Annotated in this window: 23 protein-coding genes, 1 tRNA gene and 1 pseudogene; 16 read left to right on the top strand and 9 right to left on the bottom strand. The window is 70.3% G+C overall.

All coding sequences use genetic code 11. From position 1 onward, the window contains the following. Positions 1-41: 41 nt before the first annotated feature. Positions 42-1,490 (top strand): pyruvate kinase, encoded by a 1,449-nt coding sequence (pyk, locus tag QE381_RS03110; RefSeq protein WP_307215418.1) that lies wholly within the window; start codon positions 42-44, stop codon positions 1,488-1,490. A gap of 54 nt (positions 1,491-1,544) precedes the next feature. Here the strand turns inward: pyk and QE381_RS03105 are convergent. After that, positions 1,545-1,627, bottom strand: a tRNA-Leu gene (locus tag QE381_RS03105). Between the two features lie 110 nt (positions 1,628-1,737). Between QE381_RS03105 and QE381_RS03100 the strand changes: the two genes are divergently transcribed. Both QE381_RS03100 and QE381_RS03095 read left to right on the top strand, forming a co-directional pair. Next, positions 1,738-2,355, top strand: coding sequence for an ANTAR domain-containing response regulator (locus QE381_RS03100; RefSeq protein WP_307215416.1), 618 nt, complete (start codon positions 1,738-1,740; stop codon positions 2,353-2,355). A gap of 22 nt (positions 2,356-2,377) precedes the next feature. Further along, positions 2,378-3,226 carry a bifunctional 2-polyprenyl-6-hydroxyphenol methylase/3-demethylubiquinol 3-O-methyltransferase UbiG gene (locus tag QE381_RS03095; protein WP_307215414.1) on the top strand — a complete coding sequence of 283 codons (849 nt, stop codon included), beginning with the start codon at positions 2,378-2,380 and terminating at the stop codon, positions 3,224-3,226. Between the two features lie 8 nt (positions 3,227-3,234). On the opposite strand, the gene QE381_RS03090 is transcribed toward QE381_RS03095, so the two are convergent. Continuing rightward, on the bottom strand, positions 3,235-3,687 hold the full coding sequence (locus tag QE381_RS03090) for a hotdog fold thioesterase (RefSeq protein ID WP_307215412.1): 453 nt from the start codon (positions 3,685-3,687) through the stop codon (positions 3,235-3,237). Positions 3,688-3,742: 55 nt separating this feature from the next. Here QE381_RS03090 and polA point away from each other — a divergent pair, with 55 nt between their 5' ends. The 5 genes from polA to QE381_RS03065 all read left to right on the top strand — a co-directional run bounded on the left by polA (position 3,743) and on the right by QE381_RS03065 (position 10,724). After that, positions 3,743-6,379, top strand: a complete 2,637-nt coding sequence (gene polA / locus QE381_RS03085; RefSeq protein ID WP_307215410.1) for a DNA polymerase I — start codon at positions 3,743-3,745, stop codon at positions 6,377-6,379. A 19-nt stretch (positions 6,380-6,398) separates the two neighbouring features. Continuing rightward, positions 6,399-8,069 carry a DUF885 domain-containing protein gene (locus tag QE381_RS03080; protein ID WP_307215408.1) on the top strand — a complete coding sequence of 557 codons (1,671 nt, stop codon included), beginning with the start codon at positions 6,399-6,401 and terminating at the stop codon, positions 8,067-8,069. A 71-nt stretch (positions 8,070-8,140) separates the two neighbouring features. Continuing rightward, complete coding sequence (locus tag QE381_RS03075) at positions 8,141-9,172, top strand: LLM class flavin-dependent oxidoreductase (protein WP_307215407.1); 1,032 nt, start codon at positions 8,141-8,143, stop codon at positions 9,170-9,172. Positions 9,173-9,192: 20 nt separating this feature from the next. Continuing rightward, entirely contained in the window at positions 9,193-9,966 is a 774-nt protein-coding gene (locus QE381_RS03070) for an SGNH/GDSL hydrolase family protein (RefSeq protein ID WP_307215406.1), read from the top strand. Continuing rightward, the gene (locus QE381_RS03065) at positions 9,963-10,724 is read left to right on the top strand and encodes a dienelactone hydrolase family protein (protein WP_307215404.1); all 762 of its coding nucleotides are present in this window, start codon (positions 9,963-9,965) and stop codon (positions 10,722-10,724) included. Before QE381_RS03070 ends, QE381_RS03065 begins: the two co-directional genes overlap by 4 nt. Positions 10,725-10,732: 8 nt before the next feature. On the opposite strand, the gene QE381_RS03060 is transcribed toward QE381_RS03065, so the two are convergent. From QE381_RS03060 to QE381_RS03040, 5 genes are all read right to left on the bottom strand, one after another. Next, a complete protein-coding gene (locus QE381_RS03060) occupies positions 10,733-11,293 on the bottom strand; it encodes a dihydrofolate reductase family protein (protein ID WP_307215402.1) in 561 nt (186 codons plus the stop codon). A 34-nt stretch (positions 11,294-11,327) separates the two neighbouring features. Beyond that, positions 11,328-11,699 carry a nuclear transport factor 2 family protein gene (locus QE381_RS03055; protein WP_307215400.1) on the bottom strand — a complete coding sequence of 124 codons (372 nt, stop codon included), beginning with the start codon at positions 11,697-11,699 and terminating at the stop codon, positions 11,328-11,330. 49 nt (positions 11,700-11,748) lie between these two features. Then, the gene (locus QE381_RS03050; protein ID WP_307220390.1) at positions 11,749-13,008 is read right to left on the bottom strand and encodes an MFS transporter; all 1,260 of its coding nucleotides are present in this window, start codon (positions 13,006-13,008) and stop codon (positions 11,749-11,751) included. After that, positions 13,008-13,610, bottom strand: coding sequence for a helix-turn-helix domain-containing protein (locus tag QE381_RS03045; protein WP_307215398.1), 603 nt, complete (start codon positions 13,608-13,610; stop codon positions 13,008-13,010). The genes QE381_RS03050 and QE381_RS03045 overlap by 1 nt, the downstream gene beginning before the upstream one ends. A gap of 350 nt (positions 13,611-13,960) precedes the next feature. Beyond that, the gene (locus tag QE381_RS03040) at positions 13,961-14,701 is read right to left on the bottom strand and encodes a hypothetical protein (RefSeq protein WP_307215395.1); all 741 of its coding nucleotides are present in this window, start codon (positions 14,699-14,701) and stop codon (positions 13,961-13,963) included. Between the two features lie 234 nt (positions 14,702-14,935). On the opposite strand from QE381_RS03040, the gene QE381_RS03035 reads away from it, so the two are divergent. From QE381_RS03035 to QE381_RS03010, 6 genes and pseudogenes are all read left to right on the top strand, one after another. After that, entirely contained in the window at positions 14,936-15,970 is a 1,035-nt protein-coding gene (locus QE381_RS03035) for a sugar ABC transporter substrate-binding protein (RefSeq protein WP_307215393.1), read from the top strand. Continuing rightward, complete coding sequence (locus tag QE381_RS03030; RefSeq protein WP_307215390.1) at positions 15,963-17,528, top strand: sugar ABC transporter ATP-binding protein; 1,566 nt, start codon at positions 15,963-15,965, stop codon at positions 17,526-17,528. Before QE381_RS03035 ends, QE381_RS03030 begins: the two co-directional genes overlap by 8 nt. After that, positions 17,525-18,550 carry an ABC transporter permease gene (locus tag QE381_RS03025; protein ID WP_307215388.1) on the top strand — a complete coding sequence of 342 codons (1,026 nt, stop codon included), beginning with the start codon at positions 17,525-17,527 and terminating at the stop codon, positions 18,548-18,550. Before QE381_RS03030 ends, QE381_RS03025 begins: the two co-directional genes overlap by 4 nt. Beyond that, positions 18,547-19,581: an ABC transporter permease gene (locus QE381_RS03020; RefSeq protein ID WP_307215386.1), complete on the top strand. Its 1,035-nt coding sequence runs from the start codon at positions 18,547-18,549 to the stop codon at positions 19,579-19,581. The genes QE381_RS03025 and QE381_RS03020 overlap by 4 nt, the downstream gene beginning before the upstream one ends. A 232-nt stretch (positions 19,582-19,813) precedes the next feature. Then, positions 19,814-20,303: pseudogene (locus QE381_RS03015) on the top strand (Dps family protein). A 127-nt stretch (positions 20,304-20,430) separates the two neighbouring features. Further along, complete coding sequence (locus tag QE381_RS03010; RefSeq protein WP_307215384.1) at positions 20,431-20,985, top strand: HdeD family acid-resistance protein; 555 nt, start codon at positions 20,431-20,433, stop codon at positions 20,983-20,985. A 57-nt stretch (positions 20,986-21,042) separates the two neighbouring features. Here QE381_RS03010 and QE381_RS03005 read toward each other — a convergent pair whose 3' ends face one another. Further along, positions 21,043-21,813 carry an SDR family oxidoreductase gene (locus QE381_RS03005; RefSeq protein ID WP_307215382.1) on the bottom strand — a complete coding sequence of 257 codons (771 nt, stop codon included), beginning with the start codon at positions 21,811-21,813 and terminating at the stop codon, positions 21,043-21,045. Positions 21,814-21,902: 89 nt separating this feature from the next. Here QE381_RS03005 and QE381_RS03000 point away from each other — a divergent pair, with 89 nt between their 5' ends. Next, the gene (locus QE381_RS03000) at positions 21,903-22,688 is read left to right on the top strand and encodes a glycerophosphodiester phosphodiesterase family protein (RefSeq protein ID WP_307215380.1); all 786 of its coding nucleotides are present in this window, start codon (positions 21,903-21,905) and stop codon (positions 22,686-22,688) included. A 98-nt stretch (positions 22,689-22,786) separates the two neighbouring features. Continuing rightward, the gene (locus tag QE381_RS02995) at positions 22,787-23,167 is read left to right on the top strand and encodes an RNA polymerase-binding protein RbpA (protein ID WP_307215379.1); all 381 of its coding nucleotides are present in this window, start codon (positions 22,787-22,789) and stop codon (positions 23,165-23,167) included. A 3-nt stretch (positions 23,168-23,170) separates the two neighbouring features. On the opposite strand, the gene lnt is transcribed toward QE381_RS02995, so the two are convergent. After that, entirely contained in the window at positions 23,171-24,745 is a 1,575-nt protein-coding gene (lnt, locus tag QE381_RS02990; protein ID WP_307215377.1) for an apolipoprotein N-acyltransferase, read from the bottom strand. Positions 24,746-24,762: the final 17 nt, after the last annotated feature.

The raw sequence follows: 24,762 nt of genomic DNA, 5'->3' as shown, positions 1-24,762 counted from the left end.
TCCACCCGCACAATCGAACACAAACCGGAGCACACGAACGGATGAGACGCGCCAAGATCGTCGCAACCCTCGGCCCGGCAACGTCCTCGTATGAGATGGTCCGCGCGATCATCGATGCGGGGGTCGACGTTGCCCGACTCAACCTCAGTCACGGTGATTACTCCGTGCACGACGCGAACGTCGCGAACGTCCGGCGCGCAGCCGACGACGCACGACGAGCCGTCGCCATCCTCGTCGACCTGCAGGGGCCGAAGATCCGGCTCGGCCGGTTCGCGGACGGCCCGCACGAGCTCGCTCCCGGCGACATCTTCAAGATCACGGTCGAAGACGTCCCGGGCACGAAGGAGCTCGTCTCGACGACCTTCAAGGGACTGCCCCAGGACGTCAAGCCCGGTGACTTCCTCCTGATCGACGACGGCAAGGTCCGCGTCGAGGTCGTGGAGACCGACGGCACGGTCGTCACGACGAAGGTCATCGTCGGCGGCCCGGTGTCGAACAACAAGGGCATCAACCTGCCCGGTGTCGCCGTCAACGTCCCGGCGCTCTCCGACAAGGACGAGGCGGACCTGCGCTGGGGTCTTCGGGCCGGCGCCGACATCATCGCGCTCTCGTTCGTCCGCAACGCGGCCGACGTGACGCGCGTGCACGAGATCATGGCGGAGGAGCAGCGGCGTGTGCCGGTCATCGCCAAGATCGAGAAGCCGCAGGCGGTCGACAACCTCGAGGAGATCATCGACGCGTTCGACGGCATCATGGTCGCCCGTGGCGACCTCGGCGTGGAGCTGCCGCTCGAGGCGGTTCCGATCGTTCAGAAGCGCGCGGTCGAGCTGTGCCGCCGCATGGCCAAGCCGGTGATCGTGGCCACGCAGATGCTCGAGTCGATGATCTCGAACCCGGTGCCGACCCGTGCGGAGACGAGCGACGTCGCCAACGCGGTGCTCGACGGCGCCGACGCGGTCATGCTCTCGGGGGAGACGAGCGTCGGGGCCTACCCCGTGACGGTCGTCGAGACGATGGCGCGGATCATCGCCTCCACCGAGGACCACGGCCTCGAGCGCATCGCGCCGCTCACGACGAAGCCGCGGACGCAGGGCGGAGCCATCACGCTGGCCGCCATGGAGGTCGCGGAGTTCGTCGAGGCCAAGTATCTCTGCCTGTTCACGGAGTCGGGTGACACGGCCCGGCGGATGTCGCGGCTGCGCCCCCGCATCCCCATGCTCGCCTTCGCGCCCGAGCCGGCCATCCGTCGGCGGATGGCGGTGACCTGGGGCGTGCAGTCGGCACTCGTCGAGCACGTCGCGCACACCGACCTCATGTTCCTTCAGGTCGACGACTACTTCCTCTCGAACGGACTGGCCGCCGAGGGCGACAAGGTCGTCGTGATCTCCGGGTCCCCTCCCGGCATCATCGGCTCGACCAACGACATCCGCATCCACCGGATCGGCGACGCCGTCAACGGCCGTGCGCCGATCTACCAGGCCGGCAGGTAGCGGTCCGGATGCGACGGAAGGGGATGCCTCATGGGAGGCATCCCCTTCTTCGTGTGCCGGCGGTGGGAGTCGAACCCACACGCCCTTCCGGGCAACCGAGTTTGAGTCGGTCGCGTCTGCCATTCCGCCACGCCGGCCGGCCGATCGAGCCTATCGCGGATCCCCGTGCCACGGGATCCACGTGCCGCCTGGGTCGCGACCGTGGCGGTGGCCGTGCGGGCCGCGGCCGGTGCCGTAGGATTCAAAGGTGACTGAGCAAGACGAAACCGCGAAATCCGCCCCCGCCCCCCGACGCGTCGTGGTGGCCGAGGACGAGTCGCTGATCCGGCTCGACATCGTGGAGATCCTGCGCGACAACGGCTACGACGTGGTCGGCGAGGCCGGAGACGGCGAGACCGCCGTGGCGCTGGCGACCGAGCTGCGTCCCGATCTGGTGATCATGGACGTGAAGATGCCGCAGCTGGACGGCATCTCCGCCGCCGAGAAGCTCAGCAAGGCGCACATCGCGCCCGTTGTGCTGCTGACGGCCTTCAGCCAGAAGGAGCTCGTGGAGCGCGCCAGCGAGGCGGGCGCGCTCGCCTACGTCGTGAAGCCCTTCACGCCGAACGACCTGCTGCCCGCGATCGAGATCGCTCTCGCCCGGTACGAGCAGATCATCACGCTCGAGGCCGAGGTCGCCGACATGGTCGAGCGCTTCGAGACCCGCAAGCTCGTCGACCGTGCCAAGGGGCTCCTCAACGAGAAGATGGGGCTGAGCGAGCCGGAGGCGTTCCGCTGGATCCAGAAGGCGTCCATGGACCGCCGTCTGACGATGCAGGACGTCGCGAAGGCGATCATCGAGCAGCTCGCGCCAAAGAAGGGCTGAACGCCGCGCGCGTGGGTGCCGGATGACCGCTCAGGGCGAGCACGTCGACATCGACGCACGCGCGGCGCGCGAGGCCAACCTCGCGAACTGGAACGACCGCGCGGAGCTCCACGAGCACGCCTACGGCCTCGAGGCCTACGACGACCCCGCGCACCTGTCGCGTGTGGTCCGTGACGACCTGGCGGCGCTCGCGCCGTTCGTGCCCTCCGTCGAGGGGCTCGACATCTGCCACCTGCAGTGCCACATCGGCACGGACACGCTGTCGTTCGTCCGTGCCGGTGCGCGCGTCACCGGCGTCGATTTCTCGCCCGTGGCGCTGGAGGCGGCCGCGCGGCTCGCGGACCGGCTCGGTCTGACAGCCCGGTGGGTCCTGAGCGATGCCCTCGAGGCCCGCGCCCGTGTCTCGGGCGACTTCGATCTGGTCTACACCAGCATCGGCGCCATCTGCTGGCTCGACGATCTCGAGCGGTGGGCGGCGCAGGTCGCGGGCCTGCTCCGCCCCGGCGGGACGTTCTACATCCGTGACGGTCACCCCATGCTCTACACGCTCGACGAGAACGCGCCCGGTCTCGTCGTGCGGTACCGGTACCTCTCCGACGGCACCGCCGCATCCTGGGACGACGACTCGACCTACGTGGGCGACGGCACGGTCGCGCACGCGCGGAGCTACGAGTGGCCGCATCCGCTCTCCGAGATCGTGAACGCGCTGATCGGCGCGGGGCTCGTGCTGATGCGGCTCGACGAGGGCACGCTGCTGCCGTGGCGCTTCAGCGAGCGCATGGTCGAGGTCGACGGCGGATGGATGTGGCCCGAGGCCGAACGCCTGCTCGCGCCGTGCACCTTCACGATCGTGGCGCGCAAGCCGGCCTGAGCGCGGGGTCAGCCGGCGGCCGGAAGCTCCTTGATCAGATTGGTGATCCGGACCGTGCTGCAACGGCGGCCGTCCTCGTCGCGCACGACGATCTCGTGCACGGCGAGGCTGCGCCCCGCGTGCAGGGGCGTGCAGATGCCGGTCACGAGGCCGGAGACCGCCGAGCGCGTGTGCGTCGCGTTGATGTCCACGCCCACGGCGAGGCGCGTCCCGGCGCCCGAGGCGAGGGTGGCCAGCAGGTTCGCGTGCATGGATCCGAGGCTCTCCGCGAGCACGACGTAGGCGCCGCCGTGGAGGAGCCCCACCGGCTGCGTGTTGCCCTCGACGGGCATGGTCGCGATCGCCCGCTCGGGGGTGAACTCGACCCACTCGATGCCCATCTTCTCGGCGAGCGCGCCGCCCCCGCGCCGCCGCACCCAGGCGAGGCCCTCGGCCGGGTCGAAGGGCGTCGTCGGTTTCATGCGGCTCCTCGTGGACGGCGGATCGGGTGTCGGCGGTCGCGTCTAGGCTGACAGGGTGACCGACTCCTCGAAGCCTACTCTGCTGGTCGTCGACGGCCATTCGCTCGCGTTCCGGGCGTTCTACGCACTCCCCGTCGAGAACTTCACGACGAAGGACGGCCAGCACACCAACGGCGTCTACGGCTTCCTGTCGATGTTCGTGAACCTGCTCAAGAACGAGAAGCCGACGCACGTGGCCGTCGCGTTCGACACCTCGCGCGTGTCCTTCCGCACCCGTGAGTACCCGGAGTACAAGGCGAACCGCAGCGAGACGCCCCCCGAGTTCAGCGGTCAGATCCCGCTCCTGCAGGAGTGCCTTCGGGCGATGGGAGTCACGGTGCTGTCGAAGGAGGACATCGAGGCCGACGACATCCTGGCGACGCTGGCCACGCAGGGTGCCGAGACCGGTTTCGACGTGCTCGTGTGCTCGGGAGATCGTGACACGATCCAGCTCGTGACCGATGAGATCACGCTCCTGTACCCGAACGTGCAGGGCGTGTCTCAGCTCAAGCGCTACGACCCGGCGACCGTCCTGGAACGGTACGGCGTCCCGCCGGCGCAGTACCCCGAGATCGCGGCGCTCGTCGGCGAGACCAGCGACAACCTGCCCGGGGTGCCCAAGGTGGGAGAGAAGACGGCCGTGAAGTGGCTGACCCAGTTCGGCTCGCTCGACGCCGTGCTCGAGCACGCCGACGAGATCAAGGGCGTCGTGGGCGGCAATCTGCGGGAGCACATCGACGACGTCCGTCGCAATCGGGCGCTCAACCGGCTGCTGCGGGATGTCGAGCTCCCGGTGACGCCGGCCGAGCTCGAGCTGCGTCCGCTCGACGCGCAGGCCGTGCGCGACGTGTTCGCGCGGCTCGAGTTCCGCACGCTCCTGCCACGCGTGTTCGAGGCGACCGGAGCCACCGAGACGGCGGAGGACACGCGGACGCAGGCGGCGGCGCCGGTCCCGGCCGAGATGGCGACCGCGGGCGCTCTGGCCGAGTGGGTCGCGGCCGCAGCCGGCGTCGTGGGTCTCGTCCTGGTGATCGAGGGCGGAACGATCCGCCGGATCGGGCTCGCGGCGGGCGACGCCGCGGTCGAGGCGGACTGGACGGACGGCGTCGGCGCGGACCTCGGCGACTGGCTGGCCTCCGACGCACCCAAGGCCCTGCACGACGCCAAGCCGCAGCTGAAGGCGCTTCGCCGCATCGGCCTCGATCTCGGGGGGCTTCGTGTCGACACGCTCCTGGCGGGGTGGCTCGTGCGTCCGAGCTTCCCCGACAAGACCCTGGCCGACCTCGTCGAGCGATATCTCGACGAGAAGCTGCCCGAGGCCGACCCGAACCAGCTCGTGCCCGAGCACGACGGCGCCACACCCGGCCAGCTCGCCTGGTTCACGCGCCGTGTGGGCGAGGCGGTCCTCGCCGACCTGCCCGGTCGCGTGAGCGAGGTGCTCGCCGACATCGAGCTGCCGACGACGCGGTCGCTGGCCGACATGGAGCTTGCCGGGGTGACGGTCTCGCACGAGAAGCTCTCGAGCTTCTCCGCCGAGCTCGCGGCGCGCGCCGAGGGGATCGCGCAGCAGGCGTACGCCGCGATCGATCGCGAGGTCAACCTCGGCTCGCCCAAGCAGCTGCAGGAGGTTCTGTTCGAGCATCTCCAGCTGCCGAAGACGCGCAAGACGAAGACGGGCTACTCGACCGATGCCGCCGTTCTCGCGGAGCTGCAGGAGAAGAGCCCCCACCCGTTCCTCGACCTGCTCCTCCAGCACCGTGAGGCGACGAAGCTCCGGCAGATCATCGAGTCGCTCGACGCGGCGATCGGCGACGGCGGGCGCATCCGCACGACGTACCTGCAGACGGGCTCGCAGACGGGGCGTCTCTCCAGCACGGACCCGAACCTCCAGAACATCCCCGTCCGCACGGCGGAGAGCCGCCGCATCCGTGCCGCGTTCGAGGTCGGAGACGGGTACGAGACCCTGCTGACGGCCGACTACTCGCAGATCGAGATGCGCATCATGGCGCACCTCTCGGGCGATCCGGGCCTCATCGAGGCGTTCAACGCGGGAGAAGACCTGCACCGTTTCGTCGGTGCGCGGGTGTTCGGCGTCGATCCCGGAGAGGTGACGCCCGCCATGCGCACGAAGGTCAAGGCGATGTCGTACGGCCTGGTCTACGGTCTGTCGGCGTTCGGCCTGTCCAAGCAGCTGCGCATCGAGCAGTCCGAGGCGAAGCAGCTGATGATGGAGTACTTCGCGCGCTTCGGTGCGGTGCGCGACTATCTGCGCTCCTCGGTGGAGCAGGCCCGGATCGACGGCTACACGGAGACCATCTTCGGTCGCCGTCGTCCGTTCCCCGACCTCACCAGCCCGAACCGGGTGCTGCGCGAGAACGCGGAGCGCGCCGCGCTCAACGCTCCGATCCAGGGCAGCGCCGCCGACATCATGAAGCTCGCGCTCGTGCACATCCACGACGAGCTCGCGGCTGCAGGGCTCCGCTCGCGCGTGCTGCTGCAGATCCACGATGAGCTCGTGGTCGAGGTCGCACCGGGGGAGTGGGATGCCGCCGAGCGCATCGTCCGTGAGCGCATGGCCGACGCCGCCGAGCTGACGGTGCCGCTCGATGTGCAGATCGGCCGCGGCGCGAACTGGGATGACGCCGCGCACTGACCACGCCTAGGCTCGAAGGATGACCGAGTACGAACGCCTCCCCACTGCCGTCGATCGCATCGCCGAGGAGTGGGTCGACACGATCTCCGAGCTCGATCCCACGACGGCGACCTACATCGGTCGTCCCGGCTACGACGGGCGGTTCGGGGACTACTCGCCCGAGGGGGCGGAACGCCTCGCCGATGCCGTCCGCGGCACCCTGCGCGAGCTGGAGGCCGCGGACGCCGCCGACGACGTCGACGAGGTCACGAAAGCCGACCTGCGGCGTGAGCTGAGTCTGACGCTCGAGCTGCATGAGGCCCGGACGCACCTGCGCGACCTGAACGTCATCGATTCGCCGGCCCAGAACATCCGCGCGGTGTTCGACCTGATGCCCACCGACACGATCGACGACTGGGCGGTCGTGTCGGAGCGGCTCGCGGCGCTGCCCGCCGCCGTCGCGGGCTACGTGCAGACGCTGCGTGCCGGCATCGACGCCGGTGTCGTGCCGGCTCGCCGCCAGGTGCAGGAGGTCGTCACGCAGATCGGGCGCTACACGGCGCCCGACGGCTTCTTCGCCGCTTTCGCGGCGGACGCGGCGCCCGAGCAGGGCGAGCTCCCGGCGTCGCTTGCGCGGGACCTCGCCGAGCGGGCGGGTGCCGCGCGAGTGGCCTATGACCGCCTCGCCGACTTCCTCAGAGCCGAGCTCGCGCCGGCGGCATCGGCGACAGATGCCGTCGGGCGCGAGCTGTACGCACTGCACTCGCGTCGCTTCCTCGGCGCCGCGATCGATCTCGACGAGACCTATGCGTGGGGTGTCGAGGAGCTTGCGCGGATGACGGCCGAGCAGGAGCATGTCGCGGGGAGCATCGCGCCCGGGGCGAGCGTCGAAGAGGCCATCGCGCTGCTGGAAGCGGACCCCGCGCGCAAGCTCCACGGAACCGTCGAGCTGCAGGAGTGGATGCAGGCCACCAGCGACCGTGCGATCGAGGCGCTCGGCCGCTCGCACTTCGACATCCCGGAGCCGGTGCGCCGGCTCGAGTGCATGATCGCGCCGACGAACGAGGGCGGCATCTACTACACGGGGCCCACCGACGACTTCTCCCGTCCCGGCCGGATGTGGTGGTCCGTTCCGGAGGGCGTGACCGAGTTCGACACGTGGCGTGAGCTGACCACCGTGTACCACGAAGGTGTGCCGGGGCATCATCTCCAGATCGCTCAGGCCGTCGTCAACCGCGGCCAGCTGAACGCGTGGCGGCGGCTGCTGGCCGGCACCTCCGGGCACGCCGAGGGGTGGGCCCTCTACGCGGAGCGGCTGATGGCGGACCTCGGCTATCTCGACGACCCGGCCGATCGGCTCGGCATGCTCGACGGGCAGCGGATGCGTGCTGCTCGGGTCGTGCTCGACATCGGCGTCCACCTCGGAAAGCCGCGTCCCGACGGCGAGGGCGTGTGGGACCACGACTACGCGTTGGATTTCCTGCGCCGCAACGTGAACATGCCGGACCCGTTCATCCGGTTCGAGGTCAACCGTTACCTCGGCTGGCCCGGCCAGGCGCCGTCCTACAAGGTCGGGCAGCGCATCTGGGAGCAGATCCGGGACGATGTGCGCGAGCGCGAGGGAGACGCCTTCTCGATCAAGGAGTTTCACCGTCGCGCGCTCGGCATCGGAGGCGTCGGACTCGACACCCTGCGCAGCGCGCTCGCCTGAGCCGCGGGGAATGCGGGGGAGCCCGACGGGGTTGTCCCTGACCTATATGCGCGTGAATGAAAGGCAGGGACATGCGTCAACCCGTGGAGTTCGGACTGGACACGTTCGGAGACGTCACCGTCGATGACGAGGGCGTCCGCCTCAGCGATGCCCAGACCATCCGCAACGTCGTCGCGCAGGCCGTGCGCGCGGACGAGGTCGGCCTGCAGTTCTTCGGGGTGGGGGAGCACCACCGCAGGGAGTTCGCGGTGTCGAGCCCGGAGATCGTGCTCGCCGCCGCGGCCGCCCAGACGCGCGACATCCATCTCGGGACCTCCGTCACGGTGCTCTCCAGCGACGACCCCGTGCGTCTCTACGAGCGTTTCGCGACGCTGGATGCGGTCTCGAACGGCCGCGCGGAGGTGACGCTCGGACGGGGCTCGTTCGTCGAGTCGTTCCCCCTGTTCGGCTACGACCTCGCGGACTACGAGGTGCTGTTCGAGGAGAAGCTCGAGCTGTTCGCGCAGCTCCTCGCGGAGCGACCCGTGACGTGGCAGGGATCGAAGCGTGCCGCGTTGGAGCGTGCCGACGTGTTCCCCAAGACGGAGCACGGCATCCGTGCCTGGGTCGGCGTCGGCGGCAGTCCCGAGTCGGTTGTCCGCACCGCGCGCTACGGCTACGGGCTGATGCTCGCGATCATCGGAGGACCGGCGGCGCAGTTCCGCCCCTTCGTCGACCTGTTCCGACGCTCGCTCGACGCCTTCGGACACGAGTCGCAGCCCATCGGCATCCACTCGCCGGGGCACCTCGCCCCGACCGATGAAGAGGCCTGGGAGCAGCTGTATCCCGCGTTGAAGGCCAATCGCGACGCGATCGGCGCCGAACGCGGCTGGCCGCCCTACAACCGCATGCAGTTCCAGCGCGACATCGGGCCGGGCGGCGCGGTCTACGCGGGCTCGCCCGCGCGGGTGGCGGAGAAGATCGCGGACACGCTCCGGACGCTGGACGCCGACCGGTTCGATCTGAAGTTCTCGAACGGGACCCTGTCGCACGAGCACATGATGCGCTCGATCGAGCTCTACGGCACCGAGGTCGTGCCGCGGGTGCGCGAGCTGCTGGCGTGAGCGCGGCGTAGGCTGAATCGGTGAGTGCTGTCCGCTTCGTCGCGATCGGCGACTCGTTCACCGAGGGAGTGGGCGATGAGCAGCCGGACGGCACGGTACGGGGGTGGGCCGACATCGTCGCGCAGGGCTGGGCCGACGCGACGGGGGAGCGCATCTCGTACGCCAACCTGGCGATCCGTGGCAAGCTCGTCTGGCCGATCGTCGAGGAGCAGCTCGAGCCGGCCCTCGCGTTGAAGCCCACCCATCTGTCGTTCAACGGCGGGGGCAACGACATGCTGCGTCCGCGCACGACCATCTCGCACGTGGCGGCCGCGTTCGATCGGGTGCTGGCGCGCTGCGACGAGGAAGGCGTGCGGCTCGTCCTCCTCTCGGGCGCGAACCCGTCGGCGGGACTGCCGTTGAGCGGGCTGGTGCAGCGGCGCGGCGACGAGCTGTCGGACGCCGTCCTGGCTCGGCTCGCCGCGCGTCCGGACGTCGTGCAGGCGCTGAACTGGCCGGATCGGGAGCTGGCGGGATCGCGTTACTGGTCCGGTGACCGGCTGCACATGAACGCCCGCGGACACCATCGGGTCGCCGCCCGCGTGCTGACGGCCCTCGGGATGCAGCCGCCCGCCGAGTGGTGGTCGCTTCCGCAGGAGCAGGAGGCCTCCGTGCGCCTGAGCGGCCTCGCGTACTATCGCACGCACGTCGGCCCGTGGGTGAAGCGAAGGCTCACCGGACGCTCGTCCGGCGACGGCCGGACGGCGAAGTACGCGGACTGGATCGATGTCGAACCGAGGGAGAGCATGAGATGACCGACGAGTTCAGCCTCCACCACCGTGAGCTGATCGAGCGCGTGCCCGAGGCGCCCGTGCTCGCGCGCGACGTGGAGTACGACCACGACGGCACCGCGCTGCGCGGCTACGAGGCGGTTCCCGCGGGGGAGCAGAGGCGTCCGGCGGTCCTCGTGGTCCACGATTGGACCGGGCTCCGCGAGTACCCGAAGGCACGGGCGCAGATGCTCGCGAGGCTCGGCTATCACGCCTTCGCGCTCGATGTCTACGGTGCCGGTCGCGTGTTCGCCTCCGACGACATGGCGGGCGCGTCGGCGGAGGCGAAGCGCTACTACAGCGATCCCGCGCTGCTCGTGGGGCGCGTGCGCGCCGCCTACGACCTGGTCGCCGCCGACCCACGGGTCGACCCGGAGCGGATCGCGATCGTCGGGTACTGCTTCGGCGGCACGGCTGCCCTGGAGTTCTCCCGCACCGGAGCGCCGCTCGTGCTGACCGGCTCGTTCCACGGCAACCTCGTGGCGCATGAGCCCGCGGAGGTCGACGGCATCCGCGGATCGATGTTGATCGCCACGGGCGCGGAGGATCCGCTGGTGCCGGACGAGGCCATCGTCGCGTTCGAGAACGAGCTGCGATCGCGCGCCGACCTCGACTGGCAGGTGCTCGTCTACTCGGGTGCGCCCCACGCGTTCACGCTGCCGGGTACTCCCGCGTACCGCGCGGACGCGGATCGGCGAAGCTGGGCGGCGCTCATGGCGGAGCTGGCTCACGCCACCGCCTGAGGCGCGGCTCAGTCGCGCGAGACGGCGTAGCGGAGCTCCGCGAACGCGCCGACCCGCTCGGCCGACACGAGTGTCAGTCGCGAGGCCGGCAGGACGCGGGGGAGCAGCGGCCTCCCGGCGCCGAGGGTGGCGGGAGCGATGGAGACACGGATCTCGTCCAGCAGCCCCGCGTCCGCGAACTGGCCCGCGAGGTCGCCGCCGCCCATGACCCAGACGTCGCGTTCGCCCGCGCTCGCGGCGATGTCCGGCCAGGCGTCGGCGACCTCGCCACGTGCGAACCGGATGGTGGATGCGGCCGTCGGCAGCTCCCGCGACATGAAGACCCACGTGGGACGGTCGCCGTACGCCGATCGCCAGCCGTCGGGGCGGCGACCGAGGTCTTGCATCCGATACACCCAGTCGTAGGTCGACGAGCCGAGGACGAGCGCGCCGACTCTCTCGAGGAATGCCGGGAACGCGGCCTCCGCCTCGGCGGCGCCGGGCACGTCGAAGAGCCACTCGAGCGAGTGGTCGGTGGTCGCGATGAATCCGTCGAGGGTCGTGGCGGTGTGGTAGATGACGCGGGGCATGTCCGCGACACTAACCGGGGCCTCCGACATCCCCTCAGCTGCTGAGATGCTCGTGCTGCATGAGCCAACGGCCGTGTACGCGCGTCATGACGTTCGTGCCGCGGCCGGAACCGCTCGCGGGTCGGCCGTCGATCGTGCCGGCCCAGTCGAAGCGGTACCGGACCGTCGCGGCGTCCTCAGCCACGTGCACCCATTCGACGTCCGAGATCCGGTAGATCTCGTCGGGGATCGTGCGGAACGTCTCCGAGATGGCGGCCGCGATCGCGTCGACGCCTCGGTGGCTCCCATCGGTGAACCAGTACGTCGCGTCGTCGGCGATGAGCTCGCACAACGCCTCGATGCCGTGGGCGTTGGTGCGGCGCTCGTACTCGCGGAGGAAGTCTGCGGCGTCATCGGAAGTGCTCATGGGGCACACGCTAGAACGAACGGCGGACATCGCCGTTCCTCGATCGCCGTCAGGCGAGCCGCGCGCGGTCGCGCTCCTGCCGGAGGGCGGGCACGTAGAGCACGGAACCCAGCACGCTGAACGCGCCGGCGGTCACGAGGGCCGCCCCCGGCGATGCGGCAGCGGCGAGCGGGGTCAGGACGAGCAGGCCGATGCTGTAGGTGCCGCCCGCCACCATCGAGTTGAGGGAGAGCACGAGAGCGCGGTCGTCCGATGTCGCCTCGCGGTGCAGGAGCGCGCTGTGCATCGGGCCCGCCGCCCCGTGGGTCAGGTAGGCGAGGCCGTAGGCGACGAGCAGGCCGACGGGGCCCGCGATCATGCCCATGGCCACGACGAAGCCGCCGTTGAGCAGCCGCGCGAGGATGGCGGTGCGCGCCACGCCGATACGGCGGCTTGCGCGTCCCGCCGCGAGGGACCCCGCGGCGAAGAGCGCCCAGGCGGCGGCCGATGCGGGCGCGAAGAGCGCCGCTGCGGCGTCCTCTCCGCCGAGCTCGGCGGAGAGCTTCACGGGTGTGAGCGTCTCGAACCCGATCATCGCGACGCTCCAGAAGACCTCCACCAGAACGAGCGCGCGAAGGACGCGGGAACGCCGCAGCACCCGCGTGCTCCGACGCAGCAGGCGCGGAACGGCATGCGCGCCCGCCATGAGCGCGGTGCGCCCGCGCGCGGGCGCTCGCGGGCGGGGCGCTTCGCGCACGAGGGACCAGAGGAGCCCCGTGTGCACGAGCGTGAGGATCGCGGCCAAGACATACGGCAGCGTGAGTGCGGACGCGGCGCCGAGTGGATGCCACACGACGAGCGCGCCGCAGACGGCGGCACCCACAGCGATAGCGGTGCCGAGGGCGGTCGCCGCGCGGCTGAGCCCGCGTTCGACGGGATGCCTCGGATCGTCGGCGGTCGCGGCATCCACGTACCAAGCCTCGAGCGGACCCGAGTCGAGCGCGCGGAACACGCCCTGGATCACGAGTGCGAGCGCGAACATCCAGAACGAGGAAGCGATGACCATCAGCGAGGTCGATGCCACCGCGAGCACGCCGGAGGCGATGAGCAGAGGCCTGCGTCCGAGCGTGTCGGCGAGTCCGCCCGTGGGGATCTCGAGCGCGAGGACGATGAAGCCCTGGAGCGAGAGGAGGACGCCGACCTCGGGCAGCGTGAGGCCGCGTTCGAGGGGGAGGAGCACGGTCAGCCCGGACACCAGCCCGACCGGGAGCCAGCGGGTGAGCGTCAGGACGATGAGACGGTGTTCCGCCTGGATGCCCGTCACAGGCATCACGAGCCCGCGGCGTCGTCCGGTGCCGTGAGCTCCAGCGGGCTCGTGAAGATGTACACGTGCACACGTCGCGCGCGCGGGTCGCCTTCACCGATCGACCGGTACCGTGCCAGCAGCGCATCGAGCTCGGCCTGCATGGCGCGCGCCTGCTCGGCGGTCACGGTGACGAACACGTCGTTGAGTCCGAGCGTGTCGACCCACTCCGCGGGCCAGGTCTCCGCGGTGTCCAGCCATGCCTCCGCGCGAGCCGCGAACTGGCGCACGTAGTCGCGCTGGAGCCACCCCAGCGCGGTTCGCGCATCTTCGTCATCGGCGAAGTCGGAGTCGTTCCACGAGTGCGAGTCCGTGGCGGCACGCCAGCGGCGCTCGCGGCCGCGCCCCTCGCCGCTGTCGGCGACGAGGCCGACGGACTCGAGTGCGCGAAGGTGATAGCTCGTCGCTCCGGAGTTCGTGGCGAGGATGCCGGCGAGCTCGGTCGCGGTGAGCGGGCCGTCGACGCGCAGACGGCTGAGGATGCGTGAGCGCAGCGGGTGTGCGAGGACCTTCACCGCCTTCTCGTCCAGACGTGTGACGGAGGGGGTGTCGTCGGGGGAGTCGGCCATGGCGCCAGTCTTGCATGCAAAAGATCTATGCACAATAGTTGTGCATGAATTATGTGCACGTCCACGACGCGACGTTCGCATCGGCACGAGCCCAGGCGGACACGGAGACGTCGGCTGATGCCGCGAAGGCCGCCTCCGATCGCGAGATGTCGATCCGATGCTGAAAGGGGGGCTTCGGTGACGCTCGAATCCGTGAGGGCGGACGTCGGTCGGATCCCGGGTGCGTCCGAGGCGACGCGAGAGGCCGGAGCGAAGGAGCCGAGGGGGATGGCTGTGGCGAGATATGCGAGTGGTCAGACCGTAACTGACATAATGTGCATTATCGGCATATGGTCGGAAGTGGACGCCGATCAGGATGCGCCCGCCGCCCAACGACGAAAGACCGGGTCGAGCAGACGCCGGACGGCGGGAAGGTTGTGGCCGTACCGCGCGTACAGCGCGTCGCGCGAGTCGAACCAGCCGAGCTCTGCCCGCACGTACGTCGAAAGACTCGCATCGTCGCAGATGCACGCGACGGGCGGCTCCCAGTCCGCGGCGCCGCGAGCGATCGCGTCGAAGAGCGTCTCCGTGCCGTCGTTGCGGAACGGGTGCTCTGCGACGGCGGCGGCATCGCCCGAGAACAGGCGGCCCACGTCGAGCCAGTCGCCTGCCACGAAGAACTCCGGCCAGGCGAGAAGGATGCGATCCGGCACGAGGAGGCGCCCTGCGCCGAAGCGTGCGTGCCAGAAGCGGCCGTCGACGACCAGCCCGCGCACCCGCGTCCGGATGTCGCGGCGACGTGCCACCGCTTCCAGGACGGCGAGACGCTGGCTGCACGAGCCGCGCCCGCGCCGCAGGGTGACGGAGACGCGCTGCCCCTCGTTCAGCCCGTACACGGGGCGGACCGTCTGCTGCACGAGCGCGTGCGCTTCCTGCAGCAGTGCGCGCTCGGAGACGCCGCCGTGGATGCGCGCGTCGAGCTCTGCGATCTCCGCGGAGCGCCAGTCCAGGACGGCTGTGGGTGCGACAGAGCCGATGGTGCGCGCGCTGAGCTCGGACCGGGCTGGGTCGGTGCGTGCGGATCGTATGGCGGAGCCGACGAAGAGCTTCATATGCCCAGTCTGCCTGCGGCCGGGGCGCGGCCCTCGAAGGTGGCGGTGCAGGAGCGTTATATCGGTTCCGAGGCGCCCTGTGGTGCTCGCCGCGTCATACGGCGGAACACAGGGAAACGACTCGTCACGCGTTCGTCGGGGCGAGAACCGGCTCACTAGCATCTGAGCCGCACCACTGTGCGTGACGGTCCGTCACGCCGTTCCCTTCTGCGTTCACCGAAAAGGTACTGCCCCATGCGACGTCGTCTCACGATCCTCACCGCCGCGATCTCCGTGCTCACGGCGTCGGCGCTGGCCCTGACCGGCTGCACCCTCAAAGAGGGCTCGTCGACGGCCGAGCCGGCCGCCGCGGCCACCGCCGCGGTCGCGGCCGACGTCCCGAGCCTCGAAGGCAAGACCGTGGGGGTCGCGGCCAAGGACATCGTCCACGACTTCTCGCGCATCGTGTACCAGTCGGTCCAGGACCGCGTGACCGCCCTCGGCGGCAAGGTGGTCGCGACGCAGGCCGAGGCGAAGGACGACAAGCACGTCGCCGACATCGAGAACCTCATCGCTCAGAAGCCCGACGCGATCATCGTCATCCTCGGCGATGCGACGACGCTCGCCCCCGTCCTGCAGAAGGTCCACGACGCGGGCATCCCGCTGTTCACGATCGACAACGTGTCCGAGTACTCGGTCAACAACGTCACGAGCGACAACTGGCAGATCGGCTCGACGCTCGCCCGGACGATCGCCGAGGACATCGGCGGCAAGGGCCGGATCCTCGTCTTCAACGGCTTCCCGGGCGTCGCTCCCTGCCGCATCCGCTATGACGAGCTGAAGCTCGTGCTCAACGACTACCCCCAGATCCAGTTGATCCAGCCCGAGCTCCAGGACAAGTACGAGGGCACCGTCGAGGACGCGAAGCAGCAGATCACGGATGCGCTCACCCGGTATCCGAAGGGCGACATCTCGGCGATCTGGTCGTGCTGGGACCAGCCCGAGATCGGCGCCGCCCAGGCGGTGGATGCGGCCGGCCGCTCGGAGATCAAGATCTACGGCGTGGACGCGGACAAGGGTGCGCTCGACCTGATCTCCGACCCGACCTCGTCCTACACGGCGACGATCGCACAGCAGAACGCGGCGATCGGCGCCGGGTCGGCCGACAACGTGGCGCGTTACCTGGGCGGTCAGAGCGACAAGGTCACTCCCACGACCTACTTCGCTCCGGTCCTCATCACCAAGCAGAACGTGTCCGAGAAGATCGCGGAGCTGGGTCTCGGTGGCTGACTCGTCGGCAGGCCAGCCGACGCCACGCCGGCGGGCGCTCTCGATGCGAGGCATCGAGAAGGCGTTCGCCGGCGTGCCGGTGCTCCGCGGGGTGGACCTCGAGCTTGCGCACGGCGAGGTCGTGGCGCTCGTGGGCGAGAACGGTGCCGGCAAGTCGACGCTCATCAAGATCCTGAGCGGGCTGTACAGCGCGGATGCCGGGACGATCGAGCTCGACGGGCGCGCGGTCGCCGTGCACTCCCCCGGCGACGCGGAGGCGCTCGGCGTCCAGGTGGTGCACCAGGACCGTCATCTGGCGGGGCGACTGACCGTGGCGGAGCAGCTCTTCCTGGGCCGCGAGCGCGGGCTGCTGCTGTCGTCAGGGCGGCGTCGCCGTGCTGCCGAGAGCCTCCTGCGCGAGCTCGTCGGTCTCGACCTGCGCGGCGACACCCTCGTCGACGAGCTCACGGTCGCGGAGCAGCAGCTGCTCCAGATCGCGCGGGCGCTCCTTCGCGAGCCGCGCGTCCTCGTGCTCGACGAGCCGACCGCTCCTCTCGCCGCGGAGGAGGTCGAGCTGTTGTTCGCCGCGATCCGTCGGCTGCAGGAGAAGGATGTCGCGGTCATCTACATCTCGCACTACCTCCAGGAGGTGCGGCAGATCGCGTCGCGTGCCGTCGTGCTGCGCAACGGTGCGGTGTCCGGCGAGGTCGATCTGCGTGCCGGCACGCTCGACGACGTCGTGCACCTCATGGTGGGCCGAGAGGTCGAGGAGTTCGGGAGTCGCCGGACCCGCACGATCGCGCCCGATGTGGCTCCCGCGCTTCGGGTGAACGGCCTCGTCCTCCCGGGCGCCCTCGATGGCGTGACGCTCGAGGTGCGCCCCGGCGAGGTCGTCGGCGTCACGGGCCTCGTCGGCTCCGGCGTCGAGGTGCTCGCCGACGCGATCACCGCTGTCGTGCCCCGCGCCGGCATCGTCGAGACGGCGGGCAGACGTGTCCGGAGCCCGCGCGCCTTCGTGGCCGCCGGCGGCGCCTACGTGCCGAGCGACCGTCGCAGGGATGGCGTGCTCGTCCGCCACACGGTGCGCGAGAACCTCTCGCTGGCGGCGCTGGCCCGGATCAGCCTCGGTGGTGTCATCCCGCTGCGTGCGCGCGACCGCGCACTGGCGGAGGAGCAGATCGCGACCCTCGACATCCGTCCGCCCCGTCCGGAGGCGGTCGTCGGCACGCTGTCCGGCGGCAATCAGCAGAAGGTCGTGCTCGGCAAGTGGCTCGCGGCGCGGGCCCAGGTGTTCGTGCTGGACCAGCCGACGGCCGGCGTCGACATCGGCAGTCGTGCCGCCATCTACGCCCGGATCAACGAGCTCGTCGCGAACGGCGCAGCCGTCCTGCTCGTGACGCTCGATCTCGAGGAGCTCGTGGGACTCGCGGACCGTGCGATCGTGCTCCACCGGGGACGAGTGCGCGCGGAGCTCAGCGGCGCGGACCTCACGAGCGATCGCGTGCTCGAGCTCGCCGCGGACGCGCGGATCGATGAGGAGCCGCGTCCCGCACTCGACCCGATCGGAGTCGCGTCATGACGCTCACCGCTCCCCCGCAGGCCGACGCGCAGCGCATCACCGACGCCGTGGCCGCTCGAAAGCCGCGTCGACGCGGCATCGGCGCCCTGGCCTTCGTCGGCTATCTCGTCGTCGTCGCGGAGATCGTCGTGTTCAGCCTGGCGTCACCGATCTTCGCCACCCCCGACAATCTGTTCACGGTGCTGGTCCAGGCCGCGGTCCCGGCCATCGCCGGCTTCGGTCTGGCGGTCGTCATCATCACCGGCGGGGATGACGTCATCCGCGGCGGCATCGATCTGTCCAGCGGACCGCTCGTGGGCCTCGCCGGCGTCGTGGCGGCACTGGCGCTCGCGGCGGGGACGGGGGCGCCCGTCGCCATCCTCCTGGCGCTCCTGGTCACGCTCGGCTTCGGCGCCGTGAACGGGCTGACCGTGGTGCTGGGGGTGCGGCCGTTGCTCGCGACCCTCGCCAGCGGCGGCATCGTCGCCAGCGTCGTGTTCCTGACGACGAACAACGTCAAGATCCCCGTCGACGACCCGCTGTTCGTCGCACTCCGCGACGGCGCCGTGCTCGGCATCCCCGCGCCGGTCGTGGTTCTGGCGCTGGTCGCTGTCCTCGCAGGCCTGGCGGTGTCACGTTCCCCGTGGGGCGTGCGGAGCTACGCGGTGGGTCAGAACCCGACGGCCGCGAGGGTCGCGGGTGTCCCGGTCTGGCGCTACATCGCCGGCAGCTACGTCGTCTCGGGGCTGTTCGCCGGTGTCGCGGGGGTGCTCCTGGCCGCCCGGCTCGCGGCGGCGGTCCCCGGGATCGGATCCCAGATCCTCCTCGACATCATCATCACCGCGTACCTGTCGGTCGTGTTCTCCCGGCGCTTCGTGGTGACGATCGGCGGAACCCTCCTCGCCGCGGTGTTCGTCGCGGCGCTCGGCAACGGTTTCACGCTGCTCGGCGTCGGCAGCCAGTGGGTCGGTGCCATCAAGGGCATCCTCATCCTCTTGGTGCTCGCGCTCGCCGCCGTGCGGGAGAAGGGAGTCCGACGGTGACTCAGGCGGTCCAGACGGCGCGGGCCACGGTGCGTCTCGCGGGCGCGGACGGCACGGTGGTGCGTTTCCTTGCACCCGCCACGGTCGTGCTCATCGTGATCGTCTTCGCGACGCTCGCACCCGGGTACCTCGCGCCCGGCAATCTCCTCAGCGTGGCCAGCGCGTCGGCGATCCTGTTCATGGCGGCGACCGCGATGACGATCGTCGTGCGCGCGGGCGGGATCGATCTGTCGGTCGGCGTGGCGATCGATCTCGCGGCGCTCGCGTCCGCGTCGCTCATCTCGCAGGGCTACGTCGCGTGGTTCGCGCTGCTGGGGGGACTCGCCTTCGGTCTGCTGGTCGGGGTCGCGAACGCCTTCCTCATCGTGGCGCTGCGCATTCGCGCCTTCCTCGCGACGCTCAGCGTCTGGTTCATCGGCACGAGCGTCCAGCAACTGCTCACAGACGGCGGTGCGCCGATCGCGCTGCTGCGTCAGCGGACGCCGGACGCCTTCGCTGCGCTCGGGAACGCGAGCGTCGCCGGGATCACGGTGCCGGTGCTCGCGGCCGTGCTGATCGGGGTCGGCGCGTGGCTCCTGCTCGATCGCACACGGTGGGGCCGAGTGCTCACTGCGGGAGGCGAGCAGCCGACCGCCACCCGGATCGCCGGCCGCAGGACCTCGGCGAGCCTGGCGTCGGCGTACCTGCTCGCCGCCCTCATCGCGGCATTCGCCGGCGTCGTGCTCGCCTCGCGGAGCTATGGATACTCCCCCGCCGGTGGGCAGCTCTACGTGCTGGACGCGATCGGGGCGGTGTTCATCGGCGCGACCCTGAGCCGCACGGGTCGCCCCACGGTGCTCGGGACGGCCATCGGCGTCCTCATCTTCGGACTGCTCAACAACGGGATGGTGCTGGTCGGGCTCTCGTTCTACTGGCAGGGGCTGCTCCGAGGCGCGGTTCTGCTGTTGCTGCTTCTCGCCGCAGCCACGCTGCGGCGAGAGTCTCTCGTGCCATCGCTCCGCTTCGCCCTGCGGCGCGGCGTACGGGCCTGATCGTCGGTCAGCCCGCGTCGAGATCGACGCCGGACGGCGCCGCCGCCACAGCCGGGTCTACCACCCCGTGCGTCGGCGGGCAATCCCGCGGCGCGGAGCGGCGCGGCTTCCTACCGTGGATCGCATCACCTCAGAGAAGAAGGAGTCCGTTGTGGCCACCAAGACCCCGACCGCCAAGCCCGCCGCCACTCGCAACCGTCGCCGTCCTGCCCGCGGCGGCGAGGGTGCCCAGCTGACGAAGGATCAGAACGCCGAGCGCGGTTTCACCGCGTCGGCCGAGCTGAGCGAGAACCTGCAGCGGGTTCTCGTCGACCTCATCGAGCTGTCGCTCCAGGGCAAGCAGGCGCACTGGAACGTCGTGGGCACGAACTTCCGAGACACGCATCTGCAGCTCGACGAGATCATCGAGGCCGCGCGAGAGTTCTCCGACACGGTGGCCGAGCGGATGCGTTCGCTCCACGCCCTGCCCGACGGCAGGAGCGATGTGGTCGCCGAGACCACGACCCTGCCCGAGTTCCCCCAGGGGCGAGATCGCGACGACGGAGGTGATCGACCTCATCACGGAGCGCATCGACGACGTCGCGGGCACGTGCCGCGAGGTTCACGACGCCGTCGACGACGAGGACCCGACGAGCGCCGACATCCTGCATGCGATCCTCGAGCGGCTTGAGCAGCTCTCGTGGATGGTGAGCGCCGAGAACCGGGTGCCGCGCAAGAGCTGAGGGCTGTGCCCCGTCTCGCGTCGAGCAGGTGCGGGACGGGGCTCTTCGCGCGTTTCCTGGTGCCCTCTCCCCCGCGCGACGCTAGTCTGGAGATGCCTTCCCAGGTATTTCACAGAAAGGACAGCTCATGTCCGACACCACCTCCGGCGAGAAGCTCGCCGTCAACACCATCAGGACCGCATTCGGCATCGGTGGCGTCATCGCCCTGATCGTCGGAGTCCTCATCCTCGTCTGGCCCGGCAAGACCGCGGTGGTCGTCGCGGCGATCATCGCCGTGTACGCGATCGCCGCGGGTCTCGTCTACGCCGCGCTCGGGATCTTCTCCACCTCGATGGGCGGATGGTCTCGGGTCGGCCACATCATCCTGGGCGTCTTGTTCGTCATCGCCGGAGTCGTCGCCTTCGCGAACCTCGGCGCGACGGCGGTGTGGCTCGCCGTCTTCCTGGGCATCCTCGTCGGCATCATGTGGGTCGTCGAGGGGGTCGTCGCCCTGACGACCCTCAGCGGCACGTCGGCCAAGGGAGGGACGATCTTCTTCGCGGCGCTGAGCATCATCGCCGGTCTGTTCATCCTCTTCTCGCCGCTGTGGGGAGCACTGGTTCTGTGGTGGATCCTCGGGATCTCGCTCGTCGTGCTCGGCGTCTTCCAGATCGTTCGCGCGTTCACCTTCAAGGCGCTCTGACGATCGGCGTATGAAGGGAGGGGCCGCACCAACGGTGCGGCCCCTCCCTTCATACGCTCACGCGGAGAACGAGCTGATGTCGCCGACGAGTCGCGTGTTGTCCGCGGGCACCGGGTCGATCGCGGCCTGCGCGACCTCGGCGGCGAACTCCGAGACGTTGTAGAGCTTGCCGGCCGCGCCGCGCCGCTCCGAGATCGCGCCCGGGTTCGCCCGCTCGAGCAGCGTTGCGGTGATCGTGCCTTCGATCATGTCACCGGAGACGACCACGAAATCGATGCCCTGCGCGGTGAGCGACGGGATCCGCTCGCGCAGCGCATCCTCACCCGCGCGCTTCGACAGCGCGACCGGCTCGTACTCGGGCATCGTGGGCGCGGTGCGGATGAAATGAGCCTGGTGGCTCGTGACGAACACCACGCGGCTGCCATCGTGCAGAAGCGGCTGCGCGGTCTCGAGCACGCGGATCTGCGCATCGCGGTTCAGCTGCAGCGCGTAGTCCTCGGCCATGCCGCTCTCCATGCCGCCCGAGGCGTTGAGCACGAGGATGTCGAGCGCGCCGAACTCGCGGGCGACCTCCTCGAACATCGCCGAGACGGACGCGGGGTCCGTGAGGTCGGCGCCGACGACGAGCACGCGAACGCCGAGTGCGCGCAGCTCGGTGGCGAGCTTCTCGGCGCGGGGCGCCTTGTTGCGGTAGTTGATGACGACGTCCGCGCCCGCCTGGGCGAGGTATCGGGCGGTGTCGGCGCCGATGCCCCGTGACGAGCCGGTCACGAGAGCGGTCTTGCCGGCGAGACTGCCGGGGGCGAGCGGGGCGGGACTATCGGACACGGGCACTCCTGATCCTGCAAGGGGCCGCGTCGTTCACAGCCCACACGACACTACCAATCCACGTCACCCGCGCGTGTTAGGTTCACGCCGTGGCTCACCCCTATCTCGAACGCACGCCCCGTCCGCGGGTGCTCGCTCACCGCGGACTCGTCGGCGCGAGCGAGCGCGAGTCGGGCGTGGTCGAGAACTCCTTCGCGGCGCTCGCCGCGGCGCACGCGGCCGGCGTCCACTACATCGAGTCCGACTGTCATCTGACGCGGGACGGCGTCGTGGTGCTGTTCCACGACGAGGACCTGCGGCGCGTGACCGGGGATCCGCGTCGGCTGCGGGACGTCGACCTGCGCGAGCTCGAGCGGATCATGTCCGGTCGGGGCGGGCTGGTGACGCTGGCCCAGGCGCTGGAGGCGTTCCCCGAGACGCGGTTCAACGTCGACGTCAAGGCAGCCGACGCGGCACTCCCCGCGGGGCGACTGGTCGCCCCTGTCGCCGAGCGCGTCCTGCTGACGAGCTTCTCCGATGCCCGGCGTCGCGCCGCCCTGGCCGCGGCGGCGGTCGGACGCCCCGAGATGCGGCCCGCGACCTCCGCCGGGAGCCGCACGATCGTCCGCCTCCTGGCAGCCGTCGCCGTCGGCTCGGCGGCGGCCGTCCGACGTGCGCTGCGGGGCGTGGACGCCGTCCAGGTGCCGGAGAGGCAGGGCGCGGTCAGGATTCTCACTCCCCGCTTCGTGCGGCTCGTCCACGCCGCGGACGTCGAGGTCCACGTCTGGACGGTGAACGATCCGGACGACATGCGGCGGCTCGTCGACGCGGGGGTCGACGGCATCGTGACCGATCGCGCCGACCTGGCACTCGATGTTCTCGGCGCCGCCGGCTGAGCATCGTCTGTGAGTTCTCCACGGCTTCTGGGCGCTCGGATGATCCCCACAGGTCGTGACGTTATACCGGAGTACAGACGCGACGAGAGGACCACAAAATGGCAGACCGCAGTCTCCGCGGAATCCGACTCGGCGCCCAGAGCCTTCAGAGCGAAGAGGGCGTCGTTCTTCATGAGCGCACGCAGCGCACATACGTGTGCAGCACGTGTGCCAAGGAGACGACCCTGACTTTCGCAGCTGACGCCGAGGCGCCCGAGACCTGGGAGTGCCGCTCGTGCGGCGGCGAGGCGGTGCTTCGCATCGGCGACACCACCGTGACCGTCGACCACAGCGACGACAAGGCTGCACGCACCCACTGGGACATGCTGCTGGAGCGGCGTACGATCCCCGAGCTCGAAGAGCTTCTCGAGGAGCGACTCGCCTTCATCCGAGCCCGGCGCGGCGCGGGCGACGACGTCACCGCCAAGAAGTCGGCGTAGGGCTCACTCCCCCTCGGCGGCGCCGGGACCTTCGGGTTCCGGCGCCGCCTTCTTGCGTCGCAGACGGACGAGGGTGCCGATGAGAGCCAACGCGATCAGGCTCCCCCACCCCAGGACCGCTTGCAGCCACGGGCCGATCACGATCGCGGGCGTGAGTCCGGTTCGCAGGGGAACCGTCGTGACCATCGCCCCCGCCGTGTCCGCGGCGAGGCCGTCGACCTCGGAGCCGTCCGGCGCGATCACCTGACTCGTCCCCACGGTCGAGATGTTCACGACCGCCCGGCCCGTCTCGATCGCGCGCATCCGTGCGATCGCGAGCTGCTGCAGATTCTCGTCCGTGCCCCGGAAGTCCGCGTTGTTCGTCTGGAACATGAACACCTCGCTGCCGCCGTCGATCGCATCCCAGATGACGTCGTCGTAGATGACGTCGAAGCAGATCGCCAGGCCGACCCGCGTGCCCGCGACATCCATGACCGGCGGCGTCGTGCCGGGCGTGTAGTCCCGCTGCAGCAGGCCGATGAGATCCGGGGCCAGCGGCTCGTAGAGCCACCGGTCGGGAACGTACTCGCCGAACGGAACCGGGTGGCGCTTGTCGTACGTCTGGGTCACGGGCTGTCCCGGCTGCCAGAGGAACGAGGTGTTGAACAGCTGGCCGCCGCGGGCGAGCCCGGGCACGTTCGCCAGCAGCGGCGCCCCGACGGACTCGGAGACGCGGTCGAGCGCGGCGCTCACCGTCGGGCTGGACGGGTCGGCGTCCACGGAGCCTTCGGGCCACAGCAGCAGGTCGAGCCGTTCGCCCGCGAGCGCCTCGCTCGCGGCGAGCTGGGCGTCGAGGACATCGCCGGCCGCGCGCGTGTCGAAGTATCCCGCCGGTCCGTTCCCCTGCACGGCACCGACCCGGATGCTGCCCGCGTCGGTCGTGGGGAACAGCGGGGCGACGAGCAGCAGCGCGGCGAGCACGACCGCGGGGACGACGGCGAGCGGGCGTCGGAACGCTCGAGTGCGGATGAGCTCGATCACGACCGCGCACAGCAGCACGATGAGGAAGCTCAGCCCGGAGACGCCCACCCACGATGCGGCGGGGGCCAGGGGCCCCGACACCTGGGTGAGTCCGACGCGGCCCCACGGGAACCCGCCGTAGGGCCACGAGCCGAGGAACTGCTCCCGCATGGTCCACAGGGCGGCGACGAGGACGGGCAGCGCCGCGAGCCGCCACCGGAGAGCCGGAAGCAGCCGGGGAGCCCAGCGGTAGGCGAGGGTGATCGTGATCCCGGCGGCGCCCGTCAGAAGCGCCTCGAAGATCGAGAGTGCGAGCCACGGAACCGGCCCGAGGTAGCGCGCGGTGAACAGCACGTTCACGAGGAAGAACGCGGCGCCGAAGAGCGCGCCGACGAGGAAGGCGCTGCCGGCACGACGCCCGATCAGCGAGAGCAGCGCCAGCGGGATGCCGACGAACACCATGGGCCACCACGACAGCGCCGGGAAGGCGGTCGTGAGGGCGAGACCCCCGAGCACGGCGGAGAGGAGGGCTGCCCACAACGGCAGCGGTGGGCGCACGGGGAGGCGGCGTTCGGGCACGCATCGAGCCTAGGCGA

The sequence above is a fragment of the Microbacterium sp. SORGH_AS_0888 genome (assembly GCF_030818905.1).
Lineage (GTDB): Bacteria > Actinomycetota > Actinomycetes > Actinomycetales > Microbacteriaceae > Microbacterium.
Note: the sequence above shows the minus strand (reverse complement) of the source record. Positions and strands in the feature narration are given on the sequence as shown.

Excerpts from the sequence above, each read along its gene's own strand:
- QE381_RS03045 (WP_307215398.1), bottom strand. The coding sequence starts at position 13,610 with ATGGCCGACTCCCCCGACGACACCCCCTCCGTCACACGTCTGGACGAG.
- QE381_RS03065 (WP_307215404.1), top strand. The coding sequence starts at position 9,963 with ATGACCGACGAGTTCAGCCTCCACCACCGTGAGCTGATCGAGCGCGTG.
- QE381_RS03010 (WP_307215384.1), top strand. The coding sequence starts at position 20,431 with ATGTCCGACACCACCTCCGGCGAGAAGCTCGCCGTCAACACCATCAGG.
- QE381_RS03080 (WP_307215408.1), top strand. The coding sequence starts at position 6,399 with ATGACCGAGTACGAACGCCTCCCCACTGCCGTCGATCGCATCGCCGAG.
- QE381_RS02995 (WP_307215379.1), top strand. The coding sequence starts at position 22,787 with ATGGCAGACCGCAGTCTCCGCGGAATCCGACTCGGCGCCCAGAGCCTT.
- QE381_RS03075 (WP_307215407.1), top strand. The coding sequence starts at position 8,141 with ATGCGTCAACCCGTGGAGTTCGGACTGGACACGTTCGGAGACGTCACC.
- QE381_RS03095 (WP_307215414.1), top strand. The coding sequence starts at position 2,378 with ATGACCGCTCAGGGCGAGCACGTCGACATCGACGCACGCGCGGCGCGC.
- QE381_RS03040 (WP_307215395.1), bottom strand. The coding sequence starts at position 14,701 with ATGAAGCTCTTCGTCGGCTCCGCCATACGATCCGCACGCACCGACCCA.
- QE381_RS03055 (WP_307215400.1), bottom strand. The coding sequence starts at position 11,699 with ATGAGCACTTCCGATGACGCCGCAGACTTCCTCCGCGAGTACGAGCGC.
- pyk (WP_307215418.1), top strand. The coding sequence starts at position 42 with ATGAGACGCGCCAAGATCGTCGCAACCCTCGGCCCGGCAACGTCCTCG.
- QE381_RS03050 (WP_307220390.1), bottom strand. The coding sequence starts at position 13,008 with ATGCCTGTGACGGGCATCCAGGCGGAACACCGTCTCATCGTCCTGACG.
- QE381_RS03025 (WP_307215388.1), top strand. The coding sequence starts at position 17,525 with ATGACGCTCACCGCTCCCCCGCAGGCCGACGCGCAGCGCATCACCGAC.
- QE381_RS03060 (WP_307215402.1), bottom strand. The coding sequence starts at position 11,293 with ATGCCCCGCGTCATCTACCACACCGCCACGACCCTCGACGGATTCATC.
- QE381_RS03090 (WP_307215412.1), bottom strand. The coding sequence starts at position 3,687 with ATGAAACCGACGACGCCCTTCGACCCGGCCGAGGGCCTCGCCTGGGTG.
- QE381_RS03035 (WP_307215393.1), top strand. The coding sequence starts at position 14,936 with ATGCGACGTCGTCTCACGATCCTCACCGCCGCGATCTCCGTGCTCACG.